Genomic DNA, 22,883 nt, shown 5'->3' on the forward strand with positions numbered 1-22,883 from the left:
TTTCTGGTAAAATGGGCGTATCAGTACAGAAATGGAGACGATAAACGTGAACAAAGTAGTCAGCATGTGTACCTCAGTTTTAGTCGGGAAAAAGGCCAGTTTAGATGGGTCAACAATGATCGCTCGTAATGAGGATCGTTATCTTCCTATTCATCCTAAGAAATTTTATATGCATCCTGCAGTTCAGGGACGCAAAGAAGTTTTGAAATCACAATTAAATGGATTTGAAGCATCATTGCCTGAAAATGGTTATCGTTACACAGCCACTCCGGATGCCGATCCCACGCAATTACATGAAGGCGTGAATGATGAGAGTGGTATTAATGAAAAAAATGTCGCAGTTAGTGCAACTGAAAGTACGTACGGAAATGAACGTACTTTAGCCTATGATCCCCTGCTTAAAGATGGCTTGGGTGAGGATTCCCTTGAAACAATGGTACTACCTTATGTAGATTCAGCTAAAGCAGGCGTTAAACGACTTGGTGACTTAATCGCAAAATATGGCTCCAATGCTGGCAACAGTATTTTATTTAGTGATAAAGATGATGTTTGGTATATGGAAATTGTTACCGGCCATTACTGGGTAGCACAGCGCATACCTGATGATGCCTATGCGGTTGCTGCTAATGAAGTTGCCATTCAGCAAGTAGATTTTGATGACCCTGACAATTTTATGTGGGCTGAAGGAATTCAAGAATTTGTTGAAAAACATCACTTAAATGTGGATGCGACAGGATGGAATTTCCGTCATATTTTTGGTACTTTTAACGAAAAAGATCGTCATTACAACACACCACGAGTTTGGTATGCGCAGAAGTATCTGAATCCGGAGATTGAACAGGATCCAGAATCTGGCGAATTACCATTTATCTGTCATACCAGTCATAAGATTTCGGTGGAGGATGTTGAATTTATTTTAGGATCCCATTATAACGAAACTCCATTTGATCCTTTGTCACCAGATGAAACGGCTGATAAATATCGATACCGTCCAATTTCAATGAATCGAACTCAAAACTCACATGTATTACAAATTCGTAATGATGCCCCAGCAGAACAAGCAGCCATCTACTGGTTGAACTTTGGGGTACCATCATTCAGCCCTTATGTACCGTTTTACAGTAATGCAACCGATACAGATGACAGTTACAAGCAAACTTCAATGAAGTTCAATTTTAGTGATGCTTACTGGATGTACCGCACATTATCAATGATGGTTGAAAGTCATTATCCACAATTTGTACAAAGTGACCGTGATTATTTGACGGCGCTTCGTGAAACACAACGACGTTTCTTAGAAAACACCGATAATAAAGCAAACAAACTATCTGGAGCAGCCTTGACAGCGTACCTGACTGATCAGAATAAGGTTTTGGTTGCAGAAATGCGGAAACAAACGGTTGATTTTATTGGTAGTTTGGTTGTGCAAGGTGCTGGTTTATCCAAGCTGACCTTCAATATGGATAAAAATTTATAATTGATTAGCCTTGCAAGAATAACAACTAAAAATTCAAATTAGTTATCAATGTCAATTCGATCTGTTAAACTTGTGAAACAAGATAGTGGAGGTGAACCTATGCTAAACATTAAAGTTACGGATTCTGTCATGGCCTTACTAAAAAGAAAAAATATTGCTGATAAAACGCTGTTGTTGGTTACAGATGATGGTGGTGGCAAGTATTCTCTACAGGGTGGGGCATGCAGCATTGGTGCCAAGTTTTCAATAGTTGCATTGGATGAATTTGATCCAGAATATCCACTTAGTATTGAAAATAATTTTGAACTTAAATTATATACTTCAGATTATGACACCCGATTTTTACGAACAGGTTTAACGTTGGATGTTAAAAACTCACGCATAACCTTAAAAGATAATACGGGTTTATTGGACAGTAATGTTCTCATCGCGAACGGCAAAGATATTTTGGCTGCTTTTGAAAAAGGCATTATTATGAATGGCGAAAGTTGCTAAAAGTTTGATCTAAAACACAAAACTGACCGATTTCTATTTTTAGAAACCGGTCAGCTTTTTTAAAATTCAAAAAAAATTTTACATTTTAATGATGTCGTCAAATAAAGGCATGTTTTCTTGGTGTGGTGTGTGGCTGACCATAATTACCGTTAAGTTCGTGTTGGTAAGTAAATCGGCCTCAATTTTAGCTGCCGTTTTGGCATCGACAGATGAAGTACTTTCGTCCATGAGAATAATTTTAATATCGTGACGTAGTAAACCGCGAGCTAACGCCAATCGTTGTTTTTGACCACCAGACAGATTAATGCCGTCTTCGCCAACATTGGTTTCCAAAAACTTTTCGGCTTCTTTCAAAGAGGAAATTAAGTTTGTTTCTAACAAAACCTGTGACAAAGAATTTTCTGAAAAATGGTCTAACAACTGCAAATTTTGGCGAACCGTTGTATTTAGTAAACGAGGTTGCTGATCCAAATAAAGAATCCTGCTTAAGATTGTTTGTTGCGAGAGCTCTTGATAATCCTTGTCAAACAAAGATAGTGTCCCTGTGTAGTGAGTATTATAGCCAGCAATCAGTTTTAGCAACGTTGATTTTCCGGTTCCACTGGCACCCAAAATTAAATACTTTTTCTTAGCAAGAAAGGTATAGGAAAAATTTTGAATAATCGGTTTGTCTTGATATTTAAACGAAATGTTTGTTGCCTGAATGGCTGTTTTACTTGGCTCAATAACTGGTAAATTTGTTTTGTGAGATTTGTCAGAAGTTAAAAGTTGATCATATTTACTAAACAGTGGTTTTACACCGCGCATGCTACCTAAATAGGTACTCATGTTACCTAAGTTATTAAAAACATTGCCGGCTAAAGCTCCCACAGCCATTAAAGTTCCAATTTTAACAAACCCATGTAACGCCAAGAAGCCACTTAAACCGATCAATAAGACCTGTGACAAAACGTTGCCGGTGAAGCCGATAATTTGAACGATTGATTGCGTTCGAGTGAGGTGAACGTTAGCTTTTTTTAAATTTAAAGAGGCTTGTCTGACATGTTTGGTAACCATCGGAAGTGCGAAGAGGGCATACAAAAAATTAAACCCTGATAAAACATCTTCCACTTGAGAAACAAACTGTTCATTTTCTTTGGTTAGGGCTTCGTTGGATTTTTGTAGTCGATGATCCATGATTTTAGGTGCCAGAATGATAATGAACGCCATGACAATTGCGTTTACGGTTAAACTCCAATGATAAGCGGTTAAAGTGATCAGCGCGAAAATGACGCCGAAAACGCCCTCAATTACGATAAATAGACTTTGTAAACCACTCTCGTTAATAATGGTAATGTCGTTGTTTAACCAAGAAACATAGGCACCTGTATTTTTGTTGTGAAACGCTTCATAAGACAATTTTTCGATTTTTTGAGTGATATGATGGCGAATTGAAATATCGATGTCTTGAATAACAACTTGAGTGTAATTAACAACTAAATAAGTAAAGAGAATGACACCCAACCATATCAATAATAAGAAACTAATTTGATAGAAAAAGTTTTTCAAGTTATGAGCGACCAATGCGTTTAGTGAATTCGCATTAAAAACTGAGGCTAAGACTGTGAAAAATTCAGTAACCGCCATAAGAAAAATAATCAAGGTTACTTGTTGCCAATTTTCTTTAAGATATTTATTCATTTTGATCCCTTTTTTGAATTTGTGAGTAAATTTGTAATTGCATGTACGACGAAATCGATAAATTTATCCTTGATTACAACTTCAGTTTTTAAATTTTTAATCAATGAAGATATAAAATATTGAATGAATTTATTTTATGTCAAAATAAAATTTTGCTCGAATTGTCAAATCAAGTGCAACACTTACTAAATAAAATAGAAATTGGTCTAGGAAGCTGATCTAAAAGCTTTACTGAATGCTTTAGCACTCAGGTAGTGCAGGATCTTACGGGGCTTGTCGTTGATGGCATTTTGGATTTGAGCAATTTGGGTTTCAGTAAACTGCTTCAATGATTTCCCTTTAGGAATATACTCCCGAATCAACCCGTTGGCATTCTCATTACTACCACGTTCCCAAGGCGAGAACGGATGTGCAAAGTAAATTTTAGTACCCTTAACTTGTGCAAGCTTTGAAAATTCACTGCCATTATCAAAAGTGATAGATTTAAACCAATCTGGATGTTGATTGATGACTTTTTGAAGAGCCTCTAAGCAAGTTTGTGCGTGATAATCTGGGACTTTATGATTATTTCAAAGCGGCTCATTCGTTCCGTTAAAGTAAGCAGGGCAGGCTCAGAGGCCACGCGCTTTCCCTTAACCAGATCGCCTTCCCAGTCGCCAAACGCTGTGCGCTTGGTGACACTTTCAGGACGTTCTTCAATCGAAGTACCTAATACCTTCTTATTATGGCGATCATGATTGTGTTTGCCCTTAACTCGTCGTCTAAGTTTTTTGGGCAAATCACTATTTCGAAGGTTCAACAGGCCTTGATCAATATAACGATAAACAGTGGGAACCGAAGGACATTTGAATTGTGGATAGTCGGCTTGAAATTGGTGGACGAATCCATCGACACCAGCTGATCTAAAGTGCTTTTTTAGCGTTTTGGTTAAGAGATTAAAAAAGTATTTACACGGCTTTAATAAGCCTTTTGAATGACAGTGTGAACGATGCTTCTCATAGACAGCTTGGCCAGCATCAGCACAGTAGTTAGTGAAGAATAAGTAGTTAGTATCACGTTGTTTAACCGTGCCGCGATGTAACTCACGGCTAATCGTACTAGGGCTTCTGTGAAGCTCTCTAGCAATTTCACGAACAGTAACATTTTGGCGACTTAAGGTTTGAATCATGCCTCTTTCTTCAGGTTGTAGTTGTTGATAACCGGACATAGTGCTATTCTTGGTTTGGGTCATGGAGACTCCTTTCTTGAGTTTAGTCACTTTAAGTTTAGGTCTCCATGGCCTATTTTGTCTATTTTTGGTCTAGTTGATCAGGTGTTGCACTTGAATTGTAAATCGGCGAATGTTAGGATAGGTGATAAAAAGGGGTACAGTTATGAATAAAAAAAATTAAGGTGGCTATATGGTTTGGGGGCCTTAATCGTTATTGTTCTTGCTGCATTTTTTATCATTAAGGCAGTCAATGGTCATCAAAAATCAAATACTTCTAGCAGCTCTGCTAAAGTTGAACAAACAAGTAGTAAAAAAAAGACTAGTAACAGTTCTACTTCTTCTAAAAAAAGTAGTCAAACTTCCTCTAGTTCTAGTGAGGTGAGCTCTGCTTCTTCTGCTAGTTCAACAAGCAATTCTACTACAAACAGTCAAAGTAGTTCTACTTCTTCTGTTTCCAGTAGTTCTAGCAGTCAAGTACAAGCTACTAGCTCTACTAATCAACAAACAAGTTCTTCTGCACAATCAAGTAGTTCTACCCAACCAGCAGTTGGAACTGTTACTACTCGACCACAAGGTGCTTGGGTAACTACATTTGAACATAACCTCTACAATGGTTATAAGGTAACGCCTAAATACTATAAATATTATGGTAATGGACTTTGGGAAGTTTGGGTCAACGAAATTAACACTAATGATTATCCATATGTTACTGTCAATCAATATACTGGTAACTTCCATGGTTAAAAATAAGATTTAACTTAAAAGCCTCTACAATCAAGTAGAGTTTTTTATATACCATTCCTTGTTTACATAACCTACCTTATTTTTAGTAGTAAGTATACCAGTGCTTCACGGCCACTTGTGCATTGACCCTTAATCACAAACTCGCTTTGAGCCTTTAAGTTCCGTTCACACATGGCCACTTTTTCAAAATTACACAATCTATACCACTGACTTTGATTTTGTTAGTGTAAGGTTTTCCTAGATGGTCAATAAAATTCTAGGAATATTCATTTTGAGTTGAATATATAGAAAAAGACCTGTAGCCTTTTAATCGACGAAGATTAAAGGAAAGGATACAGGTCTTTCATGTATATTTTAGCAGATTTTATTGAATCATTGGGAAATTTAGACAGTTTATTTGATTTAGAGGAGCAGGTAATTCTTCATCTTAGGAAGTCATTCCAGCTGGTTGTAGCTGAATATCTGAGGCAATTAGATGAAACGCTCGTTCCATCAATTCCGGCGGAAAATACATTCATTAATCGACAGGCTAGAACAATTGAGTTTATGTTTGGGGCCGTTAATTTTGAAAGAAGATGTTATCTTCGACCAAATGGAAGCTATTACTTCCCGTTGGATGAACAGCTTCAGTTGGAAGAAAGAAAAAGAATTTCACCTTATTTTAAAAGTGTCGTTGCCAAAATTGGGCAAACGACAACGATGAGAAATACGGCAGCGATGATCAATCTGGCCAGTCAGACGGATATTAGTGCTTGGTCAGTAGACCGAATTATCAGAGACATGGCAGATACCGTGAAGACAGAAGAAAAATCGTCCGAAAAGAAAATAGTTAAGAGACGAAAAGTTGAGAACTTAGTGGTTGAAGGCGATGCCTTTGAGATACACAAAATTGATCGACGAAGACAGGACGTCCACCATTACATTGTTTTTGAATCAGGTTTAGATGGAACAAGATCAAACAAAGTTGAATTCGTTGGTATCAATCAAAAAAAGGTTCAAAAACGAGTAACTGACTACATTGAGAAGTATTATAGAATCAGTGAAATGACCGTGTTTACAGCAAGTGATGGTGGCCCAGGGTATAATCCGGAAAGTATGCGAGAAATAGTTCCGAGTGCTCAAAGAGTTGAATTTACTATCGATCGGTATCACTTTGTCAAAAAGATTAAACAAACCTTTGGTTTATTTAATCCATTGGTTGAAAAAGGCCGTTAAGAGCGTTAGCTTGTGTGATCAGAATCAGTTAAACGTTATTTTAGATACGTTTGAGTCGCAAATTAAAACTGATACGGAGCTTGAGAGCCTAAGAACCCTAAGGCAATATTTGGCAAGAAATTGGCAGTTTATAAAGTCTCCACACGATCGTGGCTTCATGAAGATCGGCAAATTAGGATCCATTGAAAGCTCACACAGAGCGTATACGTATCGGATGAAAAAGCAAGGTAAAGTATGGTCCGAAAAAGGTCTTGAAGCTATGTTGAAATTAATTGAAGCTCGGGTAAACGGTAAGCTGAATAAATACTTACGTGGTGGTTTAAGAAAGTTACAAGAGATAAGGATTGAGATAGCGACGGAACCATTGAAGACGTTGAGTTCAGCCCAGCTGAGCAGCAAGCACCATTCTAAGCATATTGGCGTTCTTGCAGGTAAAATACCAGTTGATGCCCCAACAAGTAGCCCCATCGGAGCAATAGCAAAAATATTTTCAAACTAAGAATTATGTATAAATATTTGGTTGATTATAAGGTACCTAGGAAAACTTGACACATACTTGATTTGTTAGTGTAAAGTTTTAGTAGGAAAGTGAAAAAAAGCCTTTTCAAAACACGAGAAGACCGTTAATCTTCTAATTAGGTATAGCAGCCAAAAATTAGGAGGTAACGGTCTTCATGTCTCAGATTTTAACAGAAATCATGACAGTTTTAAAGGAAAGTAATAGTTTATTTAATGCGGAACAGGATTTAATGATTCGGTGCCAGGCATTGATTGCCACGGCTTTAGGCCAAGCATTAGAGGATTTAGATGATCTTTTAATTGGAGAAACAGAATATCGAGAAATTATTGGCAAACGACAACGAACGTTAAATTTTATGTGCGGAACAGTTACTTTTAGACGTCGTTTGGTTAGATTAAATGACAAAACCTATGTCTATCCTTTAGACCGGTACTTACAGTTAATTCCACGAAGTAGGTTTTCACCTTTGATGGTTGAAAAGGTCGCTAAGCTAGCTTCACATAGTGTTTTACGGACAACAGCCTTGGCTGTTAACCTTTTGACCCCACTTTCCATCAGTCATCAAAAGGTGGATCAACTTTATCAATCAGCAGGTGAACAATGTGAAAAACAACGTGAAGAGACTACATTAGTGAACATCGAAAAGAAACGACAAGTTCCTTATCTGTATTTGGAAGACGATGCCTTTTGTGTGGCCTTAAAGGCTAAGCAACACCATAAAAATGTCCTTATTCATCGACTGCAACTAACGGAAGGTATTAGCCAAAATGGCCGACGACGTCAGACGTTAAACCGGCATGTATTTACGGGATTAAACCGGCAAGCAGTTTTTAATCAAGTACAAGATTATCTCGATCAGAATTATGATTTACGAGCAACTATAATGATTACCGGTAGCGATAATGGGAGTGGCTATGAACCATCCTGCTTTGATGAATTAGCGGTTGGGGCCAAAAAACATGAGCACTTTTTAGATCGTTATCACTTGAACCGAAAAATTCGTAGTCGATTAAGCAAGATGCCTAAGATTCTGCAAAGTAAACTATTTCAGGGTGTGCATAATTGGGATAATGATCAAGTTCAAATTGTCCTTGATACGTGTGAGTTTCAAGCCAATGATGCAGATAGTCTGGAAGCAATTCAACTTTTACGGAGTTACTTGAAACGTAACTGGAATTATTTAAAGCCAGCCAACAAGCGAAGCTTAGCTACCGAAACCGTGTGTTTAGGTGGCTGTGAAAGTAATCATCGACGCTTTACCTATCGGTTAAAACATCAAGGTCGCTCTTGGAGTAAAGCTGGATTGAAGGCGATGATTGCGGTGATTACCAGTGAAATTAACGGGCAATTAGAAACAGCAATGATAAAGATGACCAATACCTTGCCAATAAGCATCATGCCAGTTAAAGTGGCCGCTAGTTATTTTCTTAAACAGCCTTTTACACAACATCAAGGAATTAGGCACGGCAGTATTTCATTAGACGCAGCAACTAGCAGTGCTATGGGTAATTTGGTGAAGGCTATTTCATAGGATTTGAATAACAGGTGGAGTGGAGGCGTTGGTGAAAGAGTGTGTCGATGTCACTTAGCGATTTATCGCTTAGAGACATGGGAGACTGGAGAGATCCACTTCTGGCCTGAAGGGCAAGAAGTTAGCTCGTAAGCGACCCACACGACCCCGCATCAACGCCGGAACGAAACAAAAAGTAGTTAAAAACATAAATAAAATCTAATTAGAAGCACTACCTACTAAAACTTGACACATACACTTGATTTTACTTCTTTGCACTCTTTTTTTGTTTCATGTTATAATGAACTTGCAAAGAAAGAATAAACGTTTTTACACCAAAGCCCCTAGCAGGTTACGACTGCTAAGGGCTTTTTTAGTGGGCTAAATGTCGCCTATTTTATTTTACTTGCGGCGTTTCCGTTTTAGCCAGTCCGTAAACCACGCTGTTATCAGCGCAACCGCAAGTGGGGCAAAGAAAGAAGTAAACAATTTTTACACCTCCCAACCGTTGCAGATTGGATAGGCAACTTTTTCATTATACCTTATTTATCGTCTTTGCCACCAGTGCCGTTTTTTTGCCGTTTCTGGCGTTTTAGGCTCGTTCCTAACCTTTTCTATTTCTTCCGCCTTATCCGTGTTCAAATCGTTTCCTGTTTCCAATGATTTTAACCTCTTTTGCGTTCCTAACTCTAATTGCTGTTGTTGATCTAGTAATTTATAAACCTTACTTAATTGCTCGTCTTTCTCGCTCATTTGTTTATCTTTCGTTTCGAGTTGCTTATCTTTTTGCGCTAATTGTTGCTTTAACACCTCGAATTGTTGGCGATAGTCTTCCAGTACTGCCTGTACTGCGACACTATCCCCCTTAATCCCTTTATATGTAAGACTTTTGCTATCTTCTTCTGTGTCACTATCCTGTATCGCTGTATCATTTTCTTGTACTGACACACGACTTTTTGTATCGCTCTTTTTTAGCTTTATATCAGGTATTAGCGCCGCTTTTTCTGTTTTTTCTGTATCACTAGTGTTTTTTGACCCTGTATCACTGACACGCGCTATCGCAACAAAATGCTCCCTAACCCGCTTAATGGTAGGCTCTCCGTAGTAATTCACGTTCTTTAGCTTTTTATCGTAATCAATACGACACTTACTAATATAGCGATACACGCGTTGTCGGTTTACCCCTAGTTCTTCCGCGATTTCTGGTACTGATAACCACCTTTTAGCCAATACAATACACCTCTCTTTCGCAGTACAGGCTTATTATAGCAAAAAAAATAGTCCTTAGTGGGCTACTCCTCTTTTTTATCTATTGAATAATTTCTTCTCGAATTGTCAAATCAAGTGCAACACTTACTAAATAAAATAGAAATTGGTCTAGGAAGCTGATCTAAAAGCTTTACTGAATGCTTTAGCACTCAGGTAGTGCAGGATCTTACGGGGCTTGTCGTTGATGGCATTTTGGATTTGAGCAATTTGGGTTTCAGTAAACTGCTTCAATGATTTCCCTTTAGGAATATACTCCCGAATCAACCCGTTGGCATTCTCATTACTACCACGTTCCCAAGGCGAGAACGGATGTGCAAAGTAAATTTTAGTACCCTTAACTTGTGCAAGCTTTGAAAATTCACTGCCATTATCAAAAGTGATAGATTTAAACCAATCTGGATGTTGATTGATGACTTTTTGAAGAGCCTCTAAGCAAGTTTGTGCGTGATAATCTGGGACTTTATGATTATTTCAAAGCGGCTCATTCGTTCCGTTAAAGTAAGCAGGGCAGGCTCAGAGGCCACGCGCTTTCCCTTAACCAGATCGCCTTCCCAGTCGCCAAACGCTGTGCGCTTGGTGACACTTTCAGGACGTTCTTCAATCGAAGTACCTAATACCTTCTTATTATGGCGATCATGATTGTGTTTGCCCTTAACTCGTCGTCTAAGTTTTTTGGGCAAATCACTATTTCGAAGGTTCAACAGGCCTTGATCAATATAACGATAAACAGTGGGAACCGAAGGACATTTGAATTGTGGATAGTCGGCTTGAAATTGGTGGACGAATCCATCGACACCAGCTGATCTAAAGTGCTTTTTTAGCGTTTTGGTTAAGAGATTAAAAAAGTATTTACACGGCTTTAATAAGCCTTTTGAATGACAGTGTGAACGATGCTTCTCATAGACAGCTTGGCCAGCATCAGCACAGTAGTTAGTGAAGAATAAGTAGTTAGTATCACGTTGTTTAACCGTGCCGCGATGTAACTCACGGCTAATCGTACTAGGGCTTCTGTGAAGCTCTCTAGCAATTTCACGAACAGTAACATTTTGGCGACTTAAGGTTTGAATCATGCCTCTTTCTTCAGGTTGTAGTTGTTGATAACCGGACATAGTGCTATTCTTGGTTTGGGTCATGGAGACTCCTTTCTTGAGTTTAGTCACTTTAAGTTTAGGTCTCCATGGCCTATTTTGTCTATTTTTGGTCTAGTTGATCAGGTGTTGCACTTGAATTGTAAATCGGGTAAATAAAATTTTGCCTGCGAAAGTGTGATAAAATGTACCACAAAAATGAGGGAATGATTAAAATGGGAGAGCAAAATGAATTAATAAGAAAATTACGTAAAGAACGGCATCTTTCACAGGCTTTTTTAGCGGAAGGTATTACTACTAGAGAAGCGGTATCCAAATTTGAAACGCGGGGAACAGAGATATCGGCTCAAACCTTATTCGCCTTTTTAAATAAAATGAACATTGAACCGGAGGAATATGTTTTTTTGTTGCAAAGTAAAAATATTTTTAAACAAAAAATAAATCAGGTGGGTAAATTATTAATGCAAAGTGGCACGCATGAGCAACAAAGTTACATAAAAGAACTTAATCAGTATTATTTTGAAACTAATGATCCTTTTTATAAGTTAATCTCTTGCCAGTATCAATTACTGTTTAATTCCGAAAAACTTAAAGATTCTGAAAAATTTAAAAGCTGTGAAAAGGTAATTAAAGACTATCTTAATCAAGTTGAAAATTGGGGCAGATTTGAACTCACTCTGTATAGCAATGTGTTGTTTATTTTTGATTCTGATTTAATTTTGGCTACACACAAAAATGTAATTAGCAAAATGAAAATCTATAATGTCAGCAACGGTTGTAAAATGTTGGAAAATACCGATTAGAAAATGTCGGTTTTCCAACATTTTTTTACGGTAAAATAAACGCATCTCAAATTTGGAGGAACTGAAATGCGTTTAGATGTTGAGCAGTGTGTCCAGCAATATATTATGAACAAAATAAAGCCCAACTTCGCTGAAATTGGTCGGCGATACGGTGTTGATCCACGAACGGTAAAAAGATACTACAATTTAGGGCTTACGCCCCCAGATGAGCAGCCACAACCCTTACGGCGGCCGAGTAAACTTGACGATTATCGAAAAACGATTGAAGAAAAGGTTCTAGAAGGCTGTTCGGCAACGGCAATTTATTACTTTATCAAAGAACGTGGCTATCAAGGAAAGCAAAGTATTCTCAGAGACTATTGTCGAACCATCAGAAAAGCCGCAACGAAAAAAGCCACTATCCGGATTGAAACCTCGCCAGGACTTTCAGCCCAGGTTGATTGGAAAGAAGACTTAACATTGGTTTCTCGGCATGGAGAGATTGTCAAAGGCAACATCTTCTTATATGTTTTAGGGTACTCGCGAATGAAATACATGCAATTTACCTTCAGTCGCAGCCAAACTACCTTTTTTGATTGCTTAACGAATGCCTTTTGGGCAACCGGGGGTGTGCCGAAAGAAATCTGGTTTGACAACCAAAAGGTTGTCGTCGATCATCATAAAAGTAATTTTGGTAAGCCGGTATTTAATGAAACCTTCGTTGAATACGCTAAGGACGCTTGTTTCAAGCCAATTGCTTGTCGACCGTTTCGGCCACAAACCAAAGGAAAGGTTGAGGCGTTAGCCAGAACTACTCAGCGAATTAAAGTTTACAACCATGAGTTTGAAGAGCCGCTAGACTTAGCCGAGATCGTTCATTTGACGTGTGATCAGCTGAATCATGAGAAGTCTCAGGCGACTCAAATTCCGCCTTATTTATTGCTTGATAAAGAAAAAGAGTATCTCCATGATTTTGATCATGACTTACTCGATGCCTATGCCAGCCAAACCATCGCAAGGAAAGTTAGCAAGGAATCAATGATTGTCTTTCAAAATCGGAAATACTCCGTCCCCATCAGATATATTGACGAAACCGTACAAATTAAACACGATGACAATACTCTATACGTTTATTATAACGGAGAATTAATTCGTTCTCACCCTATTTCACTGAAAAGATTTAATTATCTTCGCGATGACATGGAAGAGATTGTCCGATCAGACCTTTATAAGAATCGTGATGACCGAGTCATTGATGATTACGTCGACCGAAACCTGAAGATGTTTGATGAAATGGAGTGAGAAAATGGCTAATTACCAAGCGTTATACACCAACCTTAGACAATTAAAGTTAGATCGTTTCGCCGAACATTTAGGCTACCTATTGGATCATCAAGATGAAGCACCCAAGTCCTTGAGTGATGCCTTATTCGAATTGACAACGGCTGAGCTTAAATACCGGGAACAAAAAAAGATTAATTTGAGAATTAAACTAGCCCGCTTTCCATATGAAAAAACGTTAGCTGACTTTGACTTTAGCTATCAACCAGGAATTAACCAAGGGACAATTGAGGACTTGGGATCACTAAGATTCACCCAAGAGAATCAAAACATTTTGTTTATCGGCACCTCCGGTGTCGGTAAGACTCACCTAGCCACCGCCATTGGAATTGAAGGGTGTAAACAAGGAATTTCAACGCAGTTTATTCGATGTAGCGACCTCATCAACAAGCTTCAAACAGCACAAGTTCAAGGACGAAGCGAAGAAGTGTTGCGCCGGTATGCCCGTTTTCAAATTCTAATCATTGACGAGATTGGTTATCTCCCAATTGAGTCAGTGGGTGCTAAGCTGTTCTTTCAGCTAATTGAAAGACGATATGAACGGAAATCAACCATTATCACCACTAATATTCCGCTTTCTAAGTGGGGAAACACCTTTTCAGATAAGATGTTAGCTAACGCCATTTTAGACCGCTTGGTTCACCACGCTAAAGTCATCCGAATCACCGGTCGATCATATCGAATGAAGGATCATTTGATTGAAAAGAAGGATAATTCTGGACCTGATTTATCAGGTTTCAGCTCACAAAATAAAGAAAGGAGCAGTGAGACACTGTAAACCTTATCGGTAAAAAACAGCATTTTTTAATCGGCAAAAAACGACATTTTCACATCGGCGTTGACATATAATTCAAATGCTTATTACAAATACAGTATTACTACCTTTTTCCATAACGTTGAAATGTTATTTTGCGTACGTAAGGATTTTTCAAGTTTTCAGAAAATATTACCTTACTATAAAAATCAAACGAAAGAAGCTGATTATTGTTATGAAAGAATTAATTATTTGATTTTTGAAAAAATTGCCCAAAAAGGAAGCTCATTTAAAATTTCAGAAATTTCAAATGAGCTAAGTATTTTGAACTATTTGGGTTATAAACAAATTGCAACTGATATTACTAGTTTTGTAGAACAAACATTTGGTGCTTAAAAACTGCTCATTATTGGACGGTTGAAGTGGGTTTTATACTTTATCACAGGACTAAGAATACAAAGAGTTAATCTAAGTCAGTCACGTGTGCGTAGCCAGCAATATATGGTTTCCAATATGAGGCCATGTAGCTTTCTTTAATGACTCCGCGATCTTGTGCATCGATCATTTGGTTATCACCTGAAACAATAATACCGGCGTGGGCAATTGTAGCACCACCATCATAACTGAAGAAAACCAAATCTCCTGGTTGCACCTTGTGATGAGAGACGTGATCAAAAGCATTATATTGTGCCTGAGCAGTGCGTGGCAATGTCTTACTAAGGGCGTTTTTGAACACATACTGAGTCAGTCCAGAACAATCAAAGGTGTCGGGACCAACTGCACCATAAACATAACTTTTTCCAAGTTGTTTGCGGAGTAAATTAATTAAATCACTGTATTTTTTATTAGTTGATTTATCACCAGTTTCAGAATCTTTAGCTGCCTTTGAATCAGATTTTATGGTTTGTGCTTTTTCCTTAATACTAATTGTGGATAAAGTACTATGATGATTGCTAGTGGCCTGAATTCCTTGAATGGGCTTGAGCGTATCTGCCGAAATACTGGATTGAGCGAAGAAGATCGCCAAAAAAGTGGTAAAGAATAGTAAAATGGGTAGTGCAGTTTTAGTTTTCATGTGGGCTCCTTATTTTTTAAACTGATTTAGTAATCATAACAGGCTAATATTACAGAAGTTTAACAACGTTATTTTAAATGTAGGTCGAGTTACTACAAAATAGCAACGAAAGGATGGTACGGATGGCAAATAATAAGATCGGAATACGTCAGCTAGTTGAGTTTGTTCTCCGTGCCGGTGATCTAAGTTCAAGTAGTAACAGTCAAAACACAGCGTTGGAAGGCGCACGTATTCACCGTAAGTTACAGAAAACGGGTGGTGAAAATTATGAAAAAGAAGTTTACGTTAAACGCACGGTTACCATGGCCGATGAAGAATACGTGATCGATGGCCGTGCAGATGGCGTGATTCAAACTAGCGACAGTTTACTAATTGAAGAAATTAAAACGTCTGATCCTGATTTTGAAGATTTATCGGAAAACACACTAACGCTTTATTGGAGCCAGGCCAAAGCCTATGGAGCCATTTTGACCCATGACTTGGATATGCCCGAAGTAACCATAAGGCTGACCTATTATCAACGCACGACAGATAAGATCACAAAAACGGAACACACGTACCAACGCGAGGACTTACAAACCTTTTTTGATGGTCTGATTGAAGAATATCGTAGTTGGTTAGTTATGCGCAGTGACTGGCGTAAAAAACGCAACGAAAGCATTCAAAAATTGGCGTTTCCGTTTAAAGAATATCGTAATGGTCAACGTGATCTTGCGGTTGCCGTCTATAAAACAGTTGCGTTGAAGAAACGGTTGTTTGTCGAGGCCCCCACTGGAACTGGCAAAACAATTTCGACACTTTTTCCCAGTGTTAAAGCAATGGGGGAAGGCTTGAGTGACCGTTTGTTTTATCTAACTGCCAAACAAAGTACGCGTAGTGTAGCCGAAAAAGGGCTGCAACTCATGGTGGATAAAGGAATGCAAATCAAAAGTATCACGTTGACTGCTAAAGATAAGATTATTTTCCCTGAAGAAGTTGATGTTGCACCTGAAGATAATCCTTATATGATCGGTTATTATGACCGGTTAAAAGACGGAATTCGTGATGTGTTTGAACATGAAAATCAAATTGTTCGTCCCACGATTGAAAAGTATGCCAAGAAGCATATGCTGGATCCGTTCGAATTTTCTTTAGATATTTCGACATTCATGGATGTCATAATTTGTGATTATAATTATTTGTTTGACCCCATCGTTTATCTCCAGCGGTTCTTCTCGCAACCGGATGACAGTAACTTTTTCTTAGTTGATGAAGCACATAATTTGGTTTCCCGATCTCGTGACATGTATACAGCCCAGGTTGATGATCGTAAAATTGACAACCTCTTAGCAGCTGGTAAAACAGCTAACAAGAATGAGGATGTGCAGGGAATTTCAAAACAATTAAAAAAAGTCCAAACCGTTTTTGATCAAGTGAAGCTGCCTTTGGATGAACAACATGAAACCCAAGCGGTCACGACCGAAGAGTTGACTGGGTTTCGTCATGGATTGGAAAAGTTCAATACCTTCGTGCAAGATTGGTTAGCGAAACAAGAACCAACTCCTTTCACTTCACAAATTTTAGATTTTTATTTCACCTTGTTAAGATACGTCAAAATTTCCGCTTTCTACGACGAAAGTTATCGTGTGATTGTGACTATTAATGACGATCAAAGTGTGAGTGTAAAAGAACTCTGTTTGGATCCCAGTCCCTATTTAGATATGTCGTTAAAAATGGGACGCGGAGTGGTTTTCTTTTCTGCCACGTTGTCGCCGATGGATTATTTTAAAGAAACGTTAGGTTGCGAAACAACGGGATTAAGTTTGCAGTTGACCTCACCATTTTTGGAACAACGGCAAAATATTTTGATTACACAATATGTGAATACGACGTATAAACAAAGAGATAACAGTGTGCAAAGTATTGTGACGAGTATTTTTGAAATGGTTAACGCTAAAAAGGGCAATTATTTAATTTTTTGTCCGTCTTATAAGTACATGACGCAAATTGAGAATGCTTTTTTAGATCAATATCAACAATTTAATGTGATTGAGCAAAGTAATCAAATGGATGAAACAGCGCGCAAAGACTTTCTAGATGCGTTTGCAAAAAATTATCCACATTCTTTGATTGGTTTTAGTGTGCTGGGTGGCATTTTTTCGGAAGGCATTGATTTAGTTGGGGACCACTTGATTGGCGTCGCAATTGTGAGTGTTGGATTGCCAGGTTTAAGTGATGAACGTAATTTATTGCGTGACTACTTTGATCAAAAGAATGGCAAGGGATTCGAATATGCTTACCAATTACCGGGGATGAATCATGTTTTGCAGGCCGCTGGGCGTTTGATTCGCAGCAATCAGGATGCGGGTAACGTGTTGTTAATGGACAATCGTTTTGGCAGTCAACGCTATACAAGACTGTTTCCAAGGCATTGGCAACATTATCAAAGAATGTATTCGATTGACCAACTGGGTAAGAACATTAGTAATTTTTGGCAAAGACTAAGTGAGAACTAAGTAAAACGAATTGCAAAATGAAGTTAAATAATTTTCGTTAAGGGAAAAATTTAACTAGTCATGAGGTGATTCGTTTTTTTGTAAAGAAAAGCTTACTTATGAAAGATCGAAATCACTTTTGTGCTGGTGATTTTTAGTTATTTACAGATATCCTTCATTTCTTGTTTACAGCGGTCTTTAATATCGGTATATTATATAAAGGTTGTTGCAATTATTGGGATTATACATAGAAAGAGGGAGCTCGCGGACATGTATTTAGCTATTAATATTCTTGGTATTCTTGTTTTCATAGGTGTCGCCTTTTTGTTCTCCAAAGATAAGAAACACATTGACTGGCGTTCAGTAATTACAATGTTAGTGATTAATGTATTCTTAGCCTGGTTTTTGACTGGATTTTCGATCGGAATTGATGGGGTTAAAGCAGCTGCTGATGCCTTCAACTGGATGGTACAGATTTCGTATTCAGGAATTGGATTTGCGTTATCAAGTTGGGTAAACGTCAAACAAATGGACTTTGTGACAAGTTCTTTGTTACCAATTTTGATGATCGTGCCATTATTTGATATTTTAACCTATATTGGTTTCTTGCCATGGTTAATCAAATGGGTTGGTCGCGGCTTGGCTTTCATTACTCGTCAACCAAAGTTCGAATCATTTTTCGCTGTTGAAATGATGTTTTTAGGAAATACTGAAGCATTAGCGGTTTCTAGTTTGCAGTTGAAGCAAATGAAGGCTCAACGTCTTGTAACTATTGCGATGATGTCCATGAGTTGTGTCACGGCTTCAATTCTGGGTGCTTACATGCAGATGATGCCTGGTCAATACATTATTGCCGCTGTGCCGATTAATATTGTGAACGCCATTATCGTGACGGTCATCTTGAACCCAGTTTCGGTTTCCCCAGAAGAAGATGTGGTTGCTAAAATTGGCGGTAGTGCTCAAACAGAAGAAAGTACACAAACAACAGAACCAAGTGGCTCTGAAGCCTTAGCTGAGGATCAGGCTAAGGCCAATGAAAAACCAAAGAAAGAACCATTCTTCTCCTTCTTGGGTGATTCAATCTTAGGTGCTGGTAAGTTAGTTTTGATTATTTTAGCGAATGTTATTGCCTTCGTGGCTTTGGCAAAATTAATTGATGAAGGACTACAATTAATTGCACCTTGGCTTACACTTGAAAATGTTTTGGGAATCATTATGTTCCCATTTGCATGGCTACTTGGTTTGGATGTGCCAACAGCCTTCAAGTTTGCCCAGTTCATGGGAACCAAATTGGTTACCAATGAATTTGTGGTAATGGGAAAAGTTGCGCCAGTTGTTCAAACGTATGCACCTCATTTCAAGGCAATGCTAACTGTCTTCTTAACTTCCTTTGCAAACTTCTCGACAACCGGAATGGTTATCGGAGCATTCAAGGGAATTGTTGATCGTAAAAAGAACGATGTGATCTCTAAAAACGTGGGTTACATGCTGTTATCAGGAATTTTAGTTTCACTGTTATCGGCGGGAGTCGTTGGCTTGTTTAGTTGGTAAAATTAGAGAAAAAGTGACACAAATTTAGTTTTTGTCACAAATTAACGTAAAAGTAGTGAATAATCGTGCCTTTAAGAAATTTTGGCAGATTATTCACTATTTTTTTGTTTATTTCGGGAAACGCTTACTTTATGTAAATGAAAATAAGATAAAAATTATGGTAATTATAGATTAAATTTGCATAGAACGTAAAATGCTTGCTATACTCAAATTAAAGTAATGGTAACTATAAGATTTGAAAAAGACGTTTGTCGTCTGCCATTTGCATTGATAGGAGGAATAGCTGTATGACCATTAGAAAAGTTTACTCGGTCTTAATGATCTGTTTGTTACTTTTCGGAATAGGGTATCCGATTACCGGAGCCTTTGCCGAAGAAGACAAAGACGATCAATTTAAGATCACAGAGACGGAATTTACCAATGAAAATGATGAAAAGATAGAGGAGGTTGATGCTGAAAAGCAAATAAATGCAAAATTTCATTTAAAGATGACAGGTAAACAAGCGCGTGAGAATGATAGCACGACAATTGCGTTATCAGGAACAGATACTTTAAGTTTACCGGCTAAGAAAACAGAATTTGCCCCTGAAATTGCGGGTGTAAAGGCAGATTCGCCCTTAGTCACATTTCAAACTAATGATGAACTTAATGGCTATGTATTGAAATGGGATAAAGAAGAATTTGCAGATGTTGCTGATGATCAGGAAATCGATTATGAAGTCACGTTAGTATGTGTCAAGTTTTAGTAGGTAGTGCTTCTAATTAGATTTTATTTATGTTTTTAACTACTTTTTGTTTCGTTCCGGCGTTGATGCGGGGTCGTGTGGGTCGCTTACGAGCTAACTTCTTGCCCTTCAGGCCAGAAGTGGATCTCTCCAGTCTCCCATGTCTCTAAGCGATAAATCGCTAAGTGACATCGACACACTCTTTCACCAACGCCTCCACTCCACCTGTTATTCAAATCCTATGAAATAGCCTTCACCAAATTACCCATAGCACTGCTAGTTGCTGCGTCTAATGAAATACTGCCGTGCCTAATTCCTTGATGTTGTGTAAAAGGCTGTTTAAGAAAATAACTAGCGGCCACTTTAACTGGCATGATGCTTATTGGCAAGGTATTGGTCATCTTTATCATTGCTGTTTCTAATTGCCCGTTAATTTCACTGGTAATCACCGCAATCATCGCCTTCAATCCAGCTTTACTCCAAGAGCGACCTTGATGTTTTAACCGATAGGTAAAGCGTCGATGATTACTTTCACAGCCACCTAAACACACGGTTTCGGTAGCTAAGCTTCGCTTGTTGGCTGGCTTTAAATAATTCCAGTTACGTTTCAAGTAACTCCGTAAAAGTTGAATTGCTTCCAGACTATCTGCATCATTGGCTTGAAACTCACACGTATCAAGGACAATTTGAACTTGATCATTATCCCAATTATGCACACCCTGAAATAGTTTACTTTGCAGAATCTTAGGCATCTTGCTTAATCGACTACGAATTTTTCGGTTCAAGTGATAACGATCTAAAAAGTGCTCATGTTTTTTGGCCCCAACCGCTAATTCATCAAAGCAGGATGGTTCATAGCCACTCCCATTATCGCTACCGGTAATCATTATAGTTGCTCGTAAATTATAATTCTGATCGAGATAATCTTGTACTTGATTAAAAACTGCTTGCCGGTTTAATCCCGTAAATACATGCCGGTTTAACGTCTGACGTCGTCGGCCATTTTGGCTAATACCTTCCGTTAGTTGCAGTCGATGAATAAGGACATTTTTATGGTGTTGCTTAGCCTTTAAGGCCACACAAAAGGCATCGCCTTCCAAATACAGATAAGGAACTTGTCGTTTCTTTTCGATGTTCACTAATGTAGTCTCTTCACGTTGTTTTTCACATTGTTCACCTGCTGATTGATAAAGTTGATCCACCTTTTGATGACTGATGGAAAGTGGGATCAAAAGGTTAACAGCCAAGGCTGTTGTCCGTAAAACACTATGTGAAGCTAGCTTAGCGACCTTTTCAACCATCAAAGGTGAAAACCTACTTCGTGGAATTAACTGTAAGTACCGGTCTAAAGGATAGACATAGGTTTTGTCATTTAATCTAACCAAACGACGTCTAAAAGTAACTGTTCCGCACATAAAATTTAACGTTCGTTGTCGTTTGCCAATAATTTCTCGATATTCTGTTTCTCCAATTAAAAGATCATCTAAATCCTCTAATGCTTGGCCTAAAGCCGTGGCAATCAATGCCTGGCAACGAATCATTAAATCCTGTTCCGCATTAAATAAACTATTACTTTCCTTTAAAACTGTCATGATTTCTGTTAAAATCTGAGACATGAAGACCGTTACCTCCTAATTTTTGGCTGCTATACCTAATTAGAAGATTAACGGTCTTCTCGTGTTTTGAAAAGGCTTTTTTTCACTTTCCTACTAAAACTTTACACTAACGACGGAACCTCAAGTATGAAATTAAGTGAAGGTGCTGGTCTCATGGAAAAGACGTCCCCTTTAGACGGTAAAAAAGGCTCACATAGTGTTGTTACGGCGCATCGAGGGCTGCCCGGAAGTAAGTTGTTTACAGATTTACCTAAGCTGAAAAAAGGGGATCGATTCTTCATCAACTCAAAAGGTAAAAAGATGACTTACAAAGTGGACCGGATCAAAACGATCAAACCGACTGAGCTAGGCAATTTTGCCAAAGATGATCGGTATAATTATGTAACGCTGATGACATGTACGCCATATATGATTAACAGTCATCGTTTGCTGGTAAGGGGTCACCGGATTCCAAATGAGAAAGAACCAGCACCTAAAAAACAAATTGCATGGTTATGGATTGGACTAGGTATCATCATAGCTGGTGGCGCAACGTATGGTGGGTATCGATGGTATAAGAAGAGAAGGTGAAAATAAATGAGCCGAAAAATGACAAAGTGGTTGTTAGGTCTAGTTTTTATGATAGGACTCCTAATAATGTTAGTGGCTTTATTAAGTGATCCTTTGATTCGGCACATGGGAAACGGTGAAATCGAAACAATGAACACCAAAAAAGTGGAGGCCAGCAAACATAAAAAAGCGAACTTTGATTATGCGTCGGTAAAAATGTTAAATCCTGCGAATGTAACTTGGGGAGCAGTGCAAGATGCAACGCGAAATGCAATCGGCAGTACCAACAAATCGGGGAAAAACAGTGATGCAAATTACGCACCAATGGGCAAACTGGCGATTCCAAATGTGGCGATGCGTTTACCAATTGGAAAAGGATTGGGGCATGTGGTTCTTTCCAGAGGTGCAGGAACCATGACGGCAGATCAACAAATGGGTCAAGGAAACTTTGCGATGGCCGGCCATTATATGACGAATACCCGCATCTTATTTTCACCGCTAAAACGAGTCAAAATTGGTGATATGATTTATCTGACGGATTTGAAAAAAGTTTATCGTTATCGAACGTTTAGCAAGAAAACGGTCTCCAAAAATGCAGTCGAAGCTTTAAGGGATGTTCCTGGAAAAAAAGTTGTCACGTTGATTACTTGTGCTTCACCATATACAAATGAGCCCAATCGAATCGTCGTTCAGGGTGAGCTTGTGGGCACAAGCACCAATCTTAACCGCTATAAAAACATTTTTGGGTAAACTCAAGGATGTTTTTTACCTAATGAGGATAAAAATGATTTAGGACTTTGTAAACGAT

Annotated in this window: 17 protein-coding genes and 3 pseudogenes; 14 read left to right on the plus strand and 6 right to left on the minus strand. The window is 38.3% G+C overall.

All coding sequences use genetic code 11. The features are described 5' to 3' along the window. Positions 1–64 precede the first annotated feature (64 nt). Both AB3219_RS04145 and AB3219_RS04150 read left to right on the plus strand, forming a co-directional pair. Positions 65–1,477, plus strand: a complete 1,413-nt coding sequence (locus AB3219_RS04145) for a C69 family dipeptidase (protein WP_216754698.1) — start codon at positions 65–67, stop codon at positions 1,475–1,477. Positions 1,478–1,576: 99 nt separating this feature from the next. Further along, positions 1,577–1,972 (plus strand): iron-sulfur cluster biosynthesis family protein, encoded by a 396-nt coding sequence (locus AB3219_RS04150; protein WP_216754696.1) that lies wholly within the window; start codon positions 1,577–1,579, stop codon positions 1,970–1,972. Between the two features lie 78 nt (positions 1,973–2,050). Here AB3219_RS04150 and AB3219_RS04155 read toward each other — a convergent pair whose 3' ends face one another. After that, positions 2,051–3,652, minus strand: coding sequence for an ABC transporter ATP-binding protein (locus AB3219_RS04155; protein WP_216754697.1), 1,602 nt, complete (start codon positions 3,650–3,652; stop codon positions 2,051–2,053). Positions 3,653–3,858: 206 nt separating this feature from the next. Further along, positions 3,859–4,883, minus strand: a pseudogene (locus tag AB3219_RS04160) (IS30 family transposase). A 174-nt stretch (positions 4,884–5,057) separates the two neighbouring features. On the opposite strand from AB3219_RS04160, the gene AB3219_RS04165 reads away from it, so the two are divergent. From AB3219_RS04165 to AB3219_RS04175, 3 genes and pseudogenes are all read left to right on the plus strand, one after another. Further along, on the plus strand, positions 5,058–5,606 hold the full coding sequence (locus AB3219_RS04165) for a hypothetical protein (RefSeq protein WP_263750038.1): 549 nt from the start codon (positions 5,058–5,060) through the stop codon (positions 5,604–5,606). Positions 5,607–5,951: 345 nt separating this feature from the next. Further along, positions 5,952–7,320, plus strand: a pseudogene (locus AB3219_RS04170) (ISLre2 family transposase). A gap of 175 nt (positions 7,321–7,495) precedes the next feature. Further along, positions 7,496–8,872 carry an ISLre2 family transposase gene (locus AB3219_RS04175; RefSeq protein ID WP_367369324.1) on the plus strand — a complete coding sequence of 459 codons (1,377 nt, stop codon included), beginning with the start codon at positions 7,496–7,498 and terminating at the stop codon, positions 8,870–8,872. 525 nt (positions 8,873–9,397) lie between these two features. Here the strand turns inward: AB3219_RS04175 and AB3219_RS04180 are convergent. Then, positions 9,398–10,081, minus strand: coding sequence for an AlpA family transcriptional regulator (locus tag AB3219_RS04180; RefSeq protein WP_216754766.1), 684 nt, complete (start codon positions 10,079–10,081; stop codon positions 9,398–9,400). Positions 10,082–10,228: 147 nt separating this feature from the next. Then, a pseudogene (locus tag AB3219_RS04185) lies at positions 10,229–11,253 on the minus strand (IS30 family transposase). A gap of 170 nt (positions 11,254–11,423) precedes the next feature. Between AB3219_RS04185 and AB3219_RS04190 the strand changes: the two are divergent. The 4 genes from AB3219_RS04190 (at position 11,424) to AB3219_RS04205 (ending at position 14,481) form a co-directional block, all read left to right on the plus strand. Beyond that, positions 11,424–12,011, plus strand: coding sequence for a helix-turn-helix domain-containing protein (locus AB3219_RS04190; protein ID WP_263766143.1), 588 nt, complete (start codon positions 11,424–11,426; stop codon positions 12,009–12,011). 66 nt (positions 12,012–12,077) lie between these two features. Further along, positions 12,078–13,292 (plus strand): IS21 family transposase, encoded by a 1,215-nt coding sequence (gene istA / locus AB3219_RS04195; protein ID WP_056949675.1) that lies wholly within the window; start codon positions 12,078–12,080, stop codon positions 13,290–13,292. 4 nt (positions 13,293–13,296) lie between these two features. After that, on the plus strand, positions 13,297–14,109 hold the full coding sequence (gene istB, locus AB3219_RS04200; RefSeq protein WP_054656020.1) for an IS21-like element helper ATPase IstB: 813 nt from the start codon (positions 13,297–13,299) through the stop codon (positions 14,107–14,109). Positions 14,110–14,232: 123 nt separating this feature from the next. Next, complete coding sequence (locus AB3219_RS04205) at positions 14,233–14,481, plus strand: hypothetical protein (RefSeq protein WP_367369325.1); 249 nt, start codon at positions 14,233–14,235, stop codon at positions 14,479–14,481. Positions 14,482–14,548: 67 nt separating this feature from the next. Here AB3219_RS04205 and AB3219_RS04210 read toward each other — a convergent pair whose 3' ends face one another. Next, positions 14,549–15,160, minus strand: coding sequence for a C40 family peptidase (locus AB3219_RS04210; protein WP_216754656.1), 612 nt, complete (start codon positions 15,158–15,160; stop codon positions 14,549–14,551). A gap of 122 nt (positions 15,161–15,282) precedes the next feature. Here AB3219_RS04210 and AB3219_RS04215 point away from each other — a divergent pair, with 122 nt between their 5' ends. The 3 genes from AB3219_RS04215 (at position 15,283) to AB3219_RS04225 (ending at position 19,931) form a co-directional block, all read left to right on the plus strand. Further along, the gene (locus AB3219_RS04215) at positions 15,283–17,655 is read left to right on the plus strand and encodes an ATP-dependent DNA helicase (protein WP_216754657.1); all 2,373 of its coding nucleotides are present in this window, start codon (positions 15,283–15,285) and stop codon (positions 17,653–17,655) included. 249 nt (positions 17,656–17,904) lie between these two features. Next, positions 17,905–19,185, plus strand: a complete 1,281-nt coding sequence (locus AB3219_RS04220; protein ID WP_216754658.1) for a NupC/NupG family nucleoside CNT transporter — start codon at positions 17,905–17,907, stop codon at positions 19,183–19,185. Positions 19,186–19,472: 287 nt separating this feature from the next. Further along, positions 19,473–19,931: a hypothetical protein gene (locus AB3219_RS04225; RefSeq protein ID WP_367369326.1), complete on the plus strand. Its 459-nt coding sequence runs from the start codon at positions 19,473–19,475 to the stop codon at positions 19,929–19,931. A gap of 218 nt (positions 19,932–20,149) precedes the next feature. Here the strand turns inward: AB3219_RS04225 and AB3219_RS04230 are convergent, their stop codons facing one another. After that, positions 20,150–21,526 carry an ISLre2 family transposase gene (locus AB3219_RS04230; RefSeq protein WP_367369327.1) on the minus strand — a complete coding sequence of 459 codons (1,377 nt, stop codon included), beginning with the start codon at positions 21,524–21,526 and terminating at the stop codon, positions 20,150–20,152. 66 nt (positions 21,527–21,592) lie between these two features. On the opposite strand from AB3219_RS04230, the gene AB3219_RS04235 reads away from it, so the two are divergent. Together AB3219_RS04235 and AB3219_RS04240 are read left to right on the plus strand one after the other, a co-directional pair. Continuing rightward, entirely contained in the window at positions 21,593–22,096 is a 504-nt protein-coding gene (locus AB3219_RS04235) for a class C sortase (protein ID WP_367369328.1), read from the plus strand. 6 nt (positions 22,097–22,102) lie between these two features. Then, complete coding sequence (locus AB3219_RS04240; RefSeq protein ID WP_367369329.1) at positions 22,103–22,825, plus strand: class A sortase; 723 nt, start codon at positions 22,103–22,105, stop codon at positions 22,823–22,825. The last annotated feature ends 58 nt before the right edge of the window (positions 22,826–22,883 follow it).

The sequence above is a fragment of the Pediococcus ethanolidurans genome, from assembly GCF_964062635.1.
GTDB lineage: Bacteria > Bacillota > Bacilli > Lactobacillales > Lactobacillaceae > Pediococcus > Pediococcus ethanolidurans.

Coding starts and splice junctions, on each gene's coding strand:
- AB3219_RS04145 (WP_216754698.1), top strand. CDS start 65: ATGTGTACCTCAGTTTTAGTCGGGAAAAAGGCCAGTTTAGATGGGTCA.
- AB3219_RS04150 (WP_216754696.1), top strand. CDS start 1,577: ATGCTAAACATTAAAGTTACGGATTCTGTCATGGCCTTACTAAAAAGA.
- AB3219_RS04155 (WP_216754697.1), bottom strand. CDS start 3,652: ATGAATAAATATCTTAAAGAAAATTGGCAACAAGTAACCTTGATTATT.
- AB3219_RS04175 (WP_367369324.1), top strand. CDS start 7,496: ATGTCTCAGATTTTAACAGAAATCATGACAGTTTTAAAGGAAAGTAAT.
- AB3219_RS04190 (WP_263766143.1), top strand. CDS start 11,424: ATGGGAGAGCAAAATGAATTAATAAGAAAATTACGTAAAGAACGGCAT.
- istA (WP_056949675.1), top strand. CDS start 12,078: ATGCGTTTAGATGTTGAGCAGTGTGTCCAGCAATATATTATGAACAAA.
- istB (WP_054656020.1), top strand. CDS start 13,297: ATGGCTAATTACCAAGCGTTATACACCAACCTTAGACAATTAAAGTTA.
- AB3219_RS04205 (WP_367369325.1), top strand. CDS start 14,233: ATGTTATTTTGCGTACGTAAGGATTTTTCAAGTTTTCAGAAAATATTA.
- AB3219_RS04210 (WP_216754656.1), bottom strand. CDS start 15,160: ATGAAAACTAAAACTGCACTACCCATTTTACTATTCTTTACCACTTTT.
- AB3219_RS04215 (WP_216754657.1), top strand. CDS start 15,283: ATGGCAAATAATAAGATCGGAATACGTCAGCTAGTTGAGTTTGTTCTC.
- AB3219_RS04220 (WP_216754658.1), top strand. CDS start 17,905: ATGTATTTAGCTATTAATATTCTTGGTATTCTTGTTTTCATAGGTGTC.
- AB3219_RS04225 (WP_367369326.1), top strand. CDS start 19,473: ATGACCATTAGAAAAGTTTACTCGGTCTTAATGATCTGTTTGTTACTT.
- AB3219_RS04230 (WP_367369327.1), bottom strand. CDS start 21,526: ATGTCTCAGATTTTAACAGAAATCATGACAGTTTTAAAGGAAAGTAAT.
- AB3219_RS04240 (WP_367369329.1), top strand. CDS start 22,103: ATGAGCCGAAAAATGACAAAGTGGTTGTTAGGTCTAGTTTTTATGATA.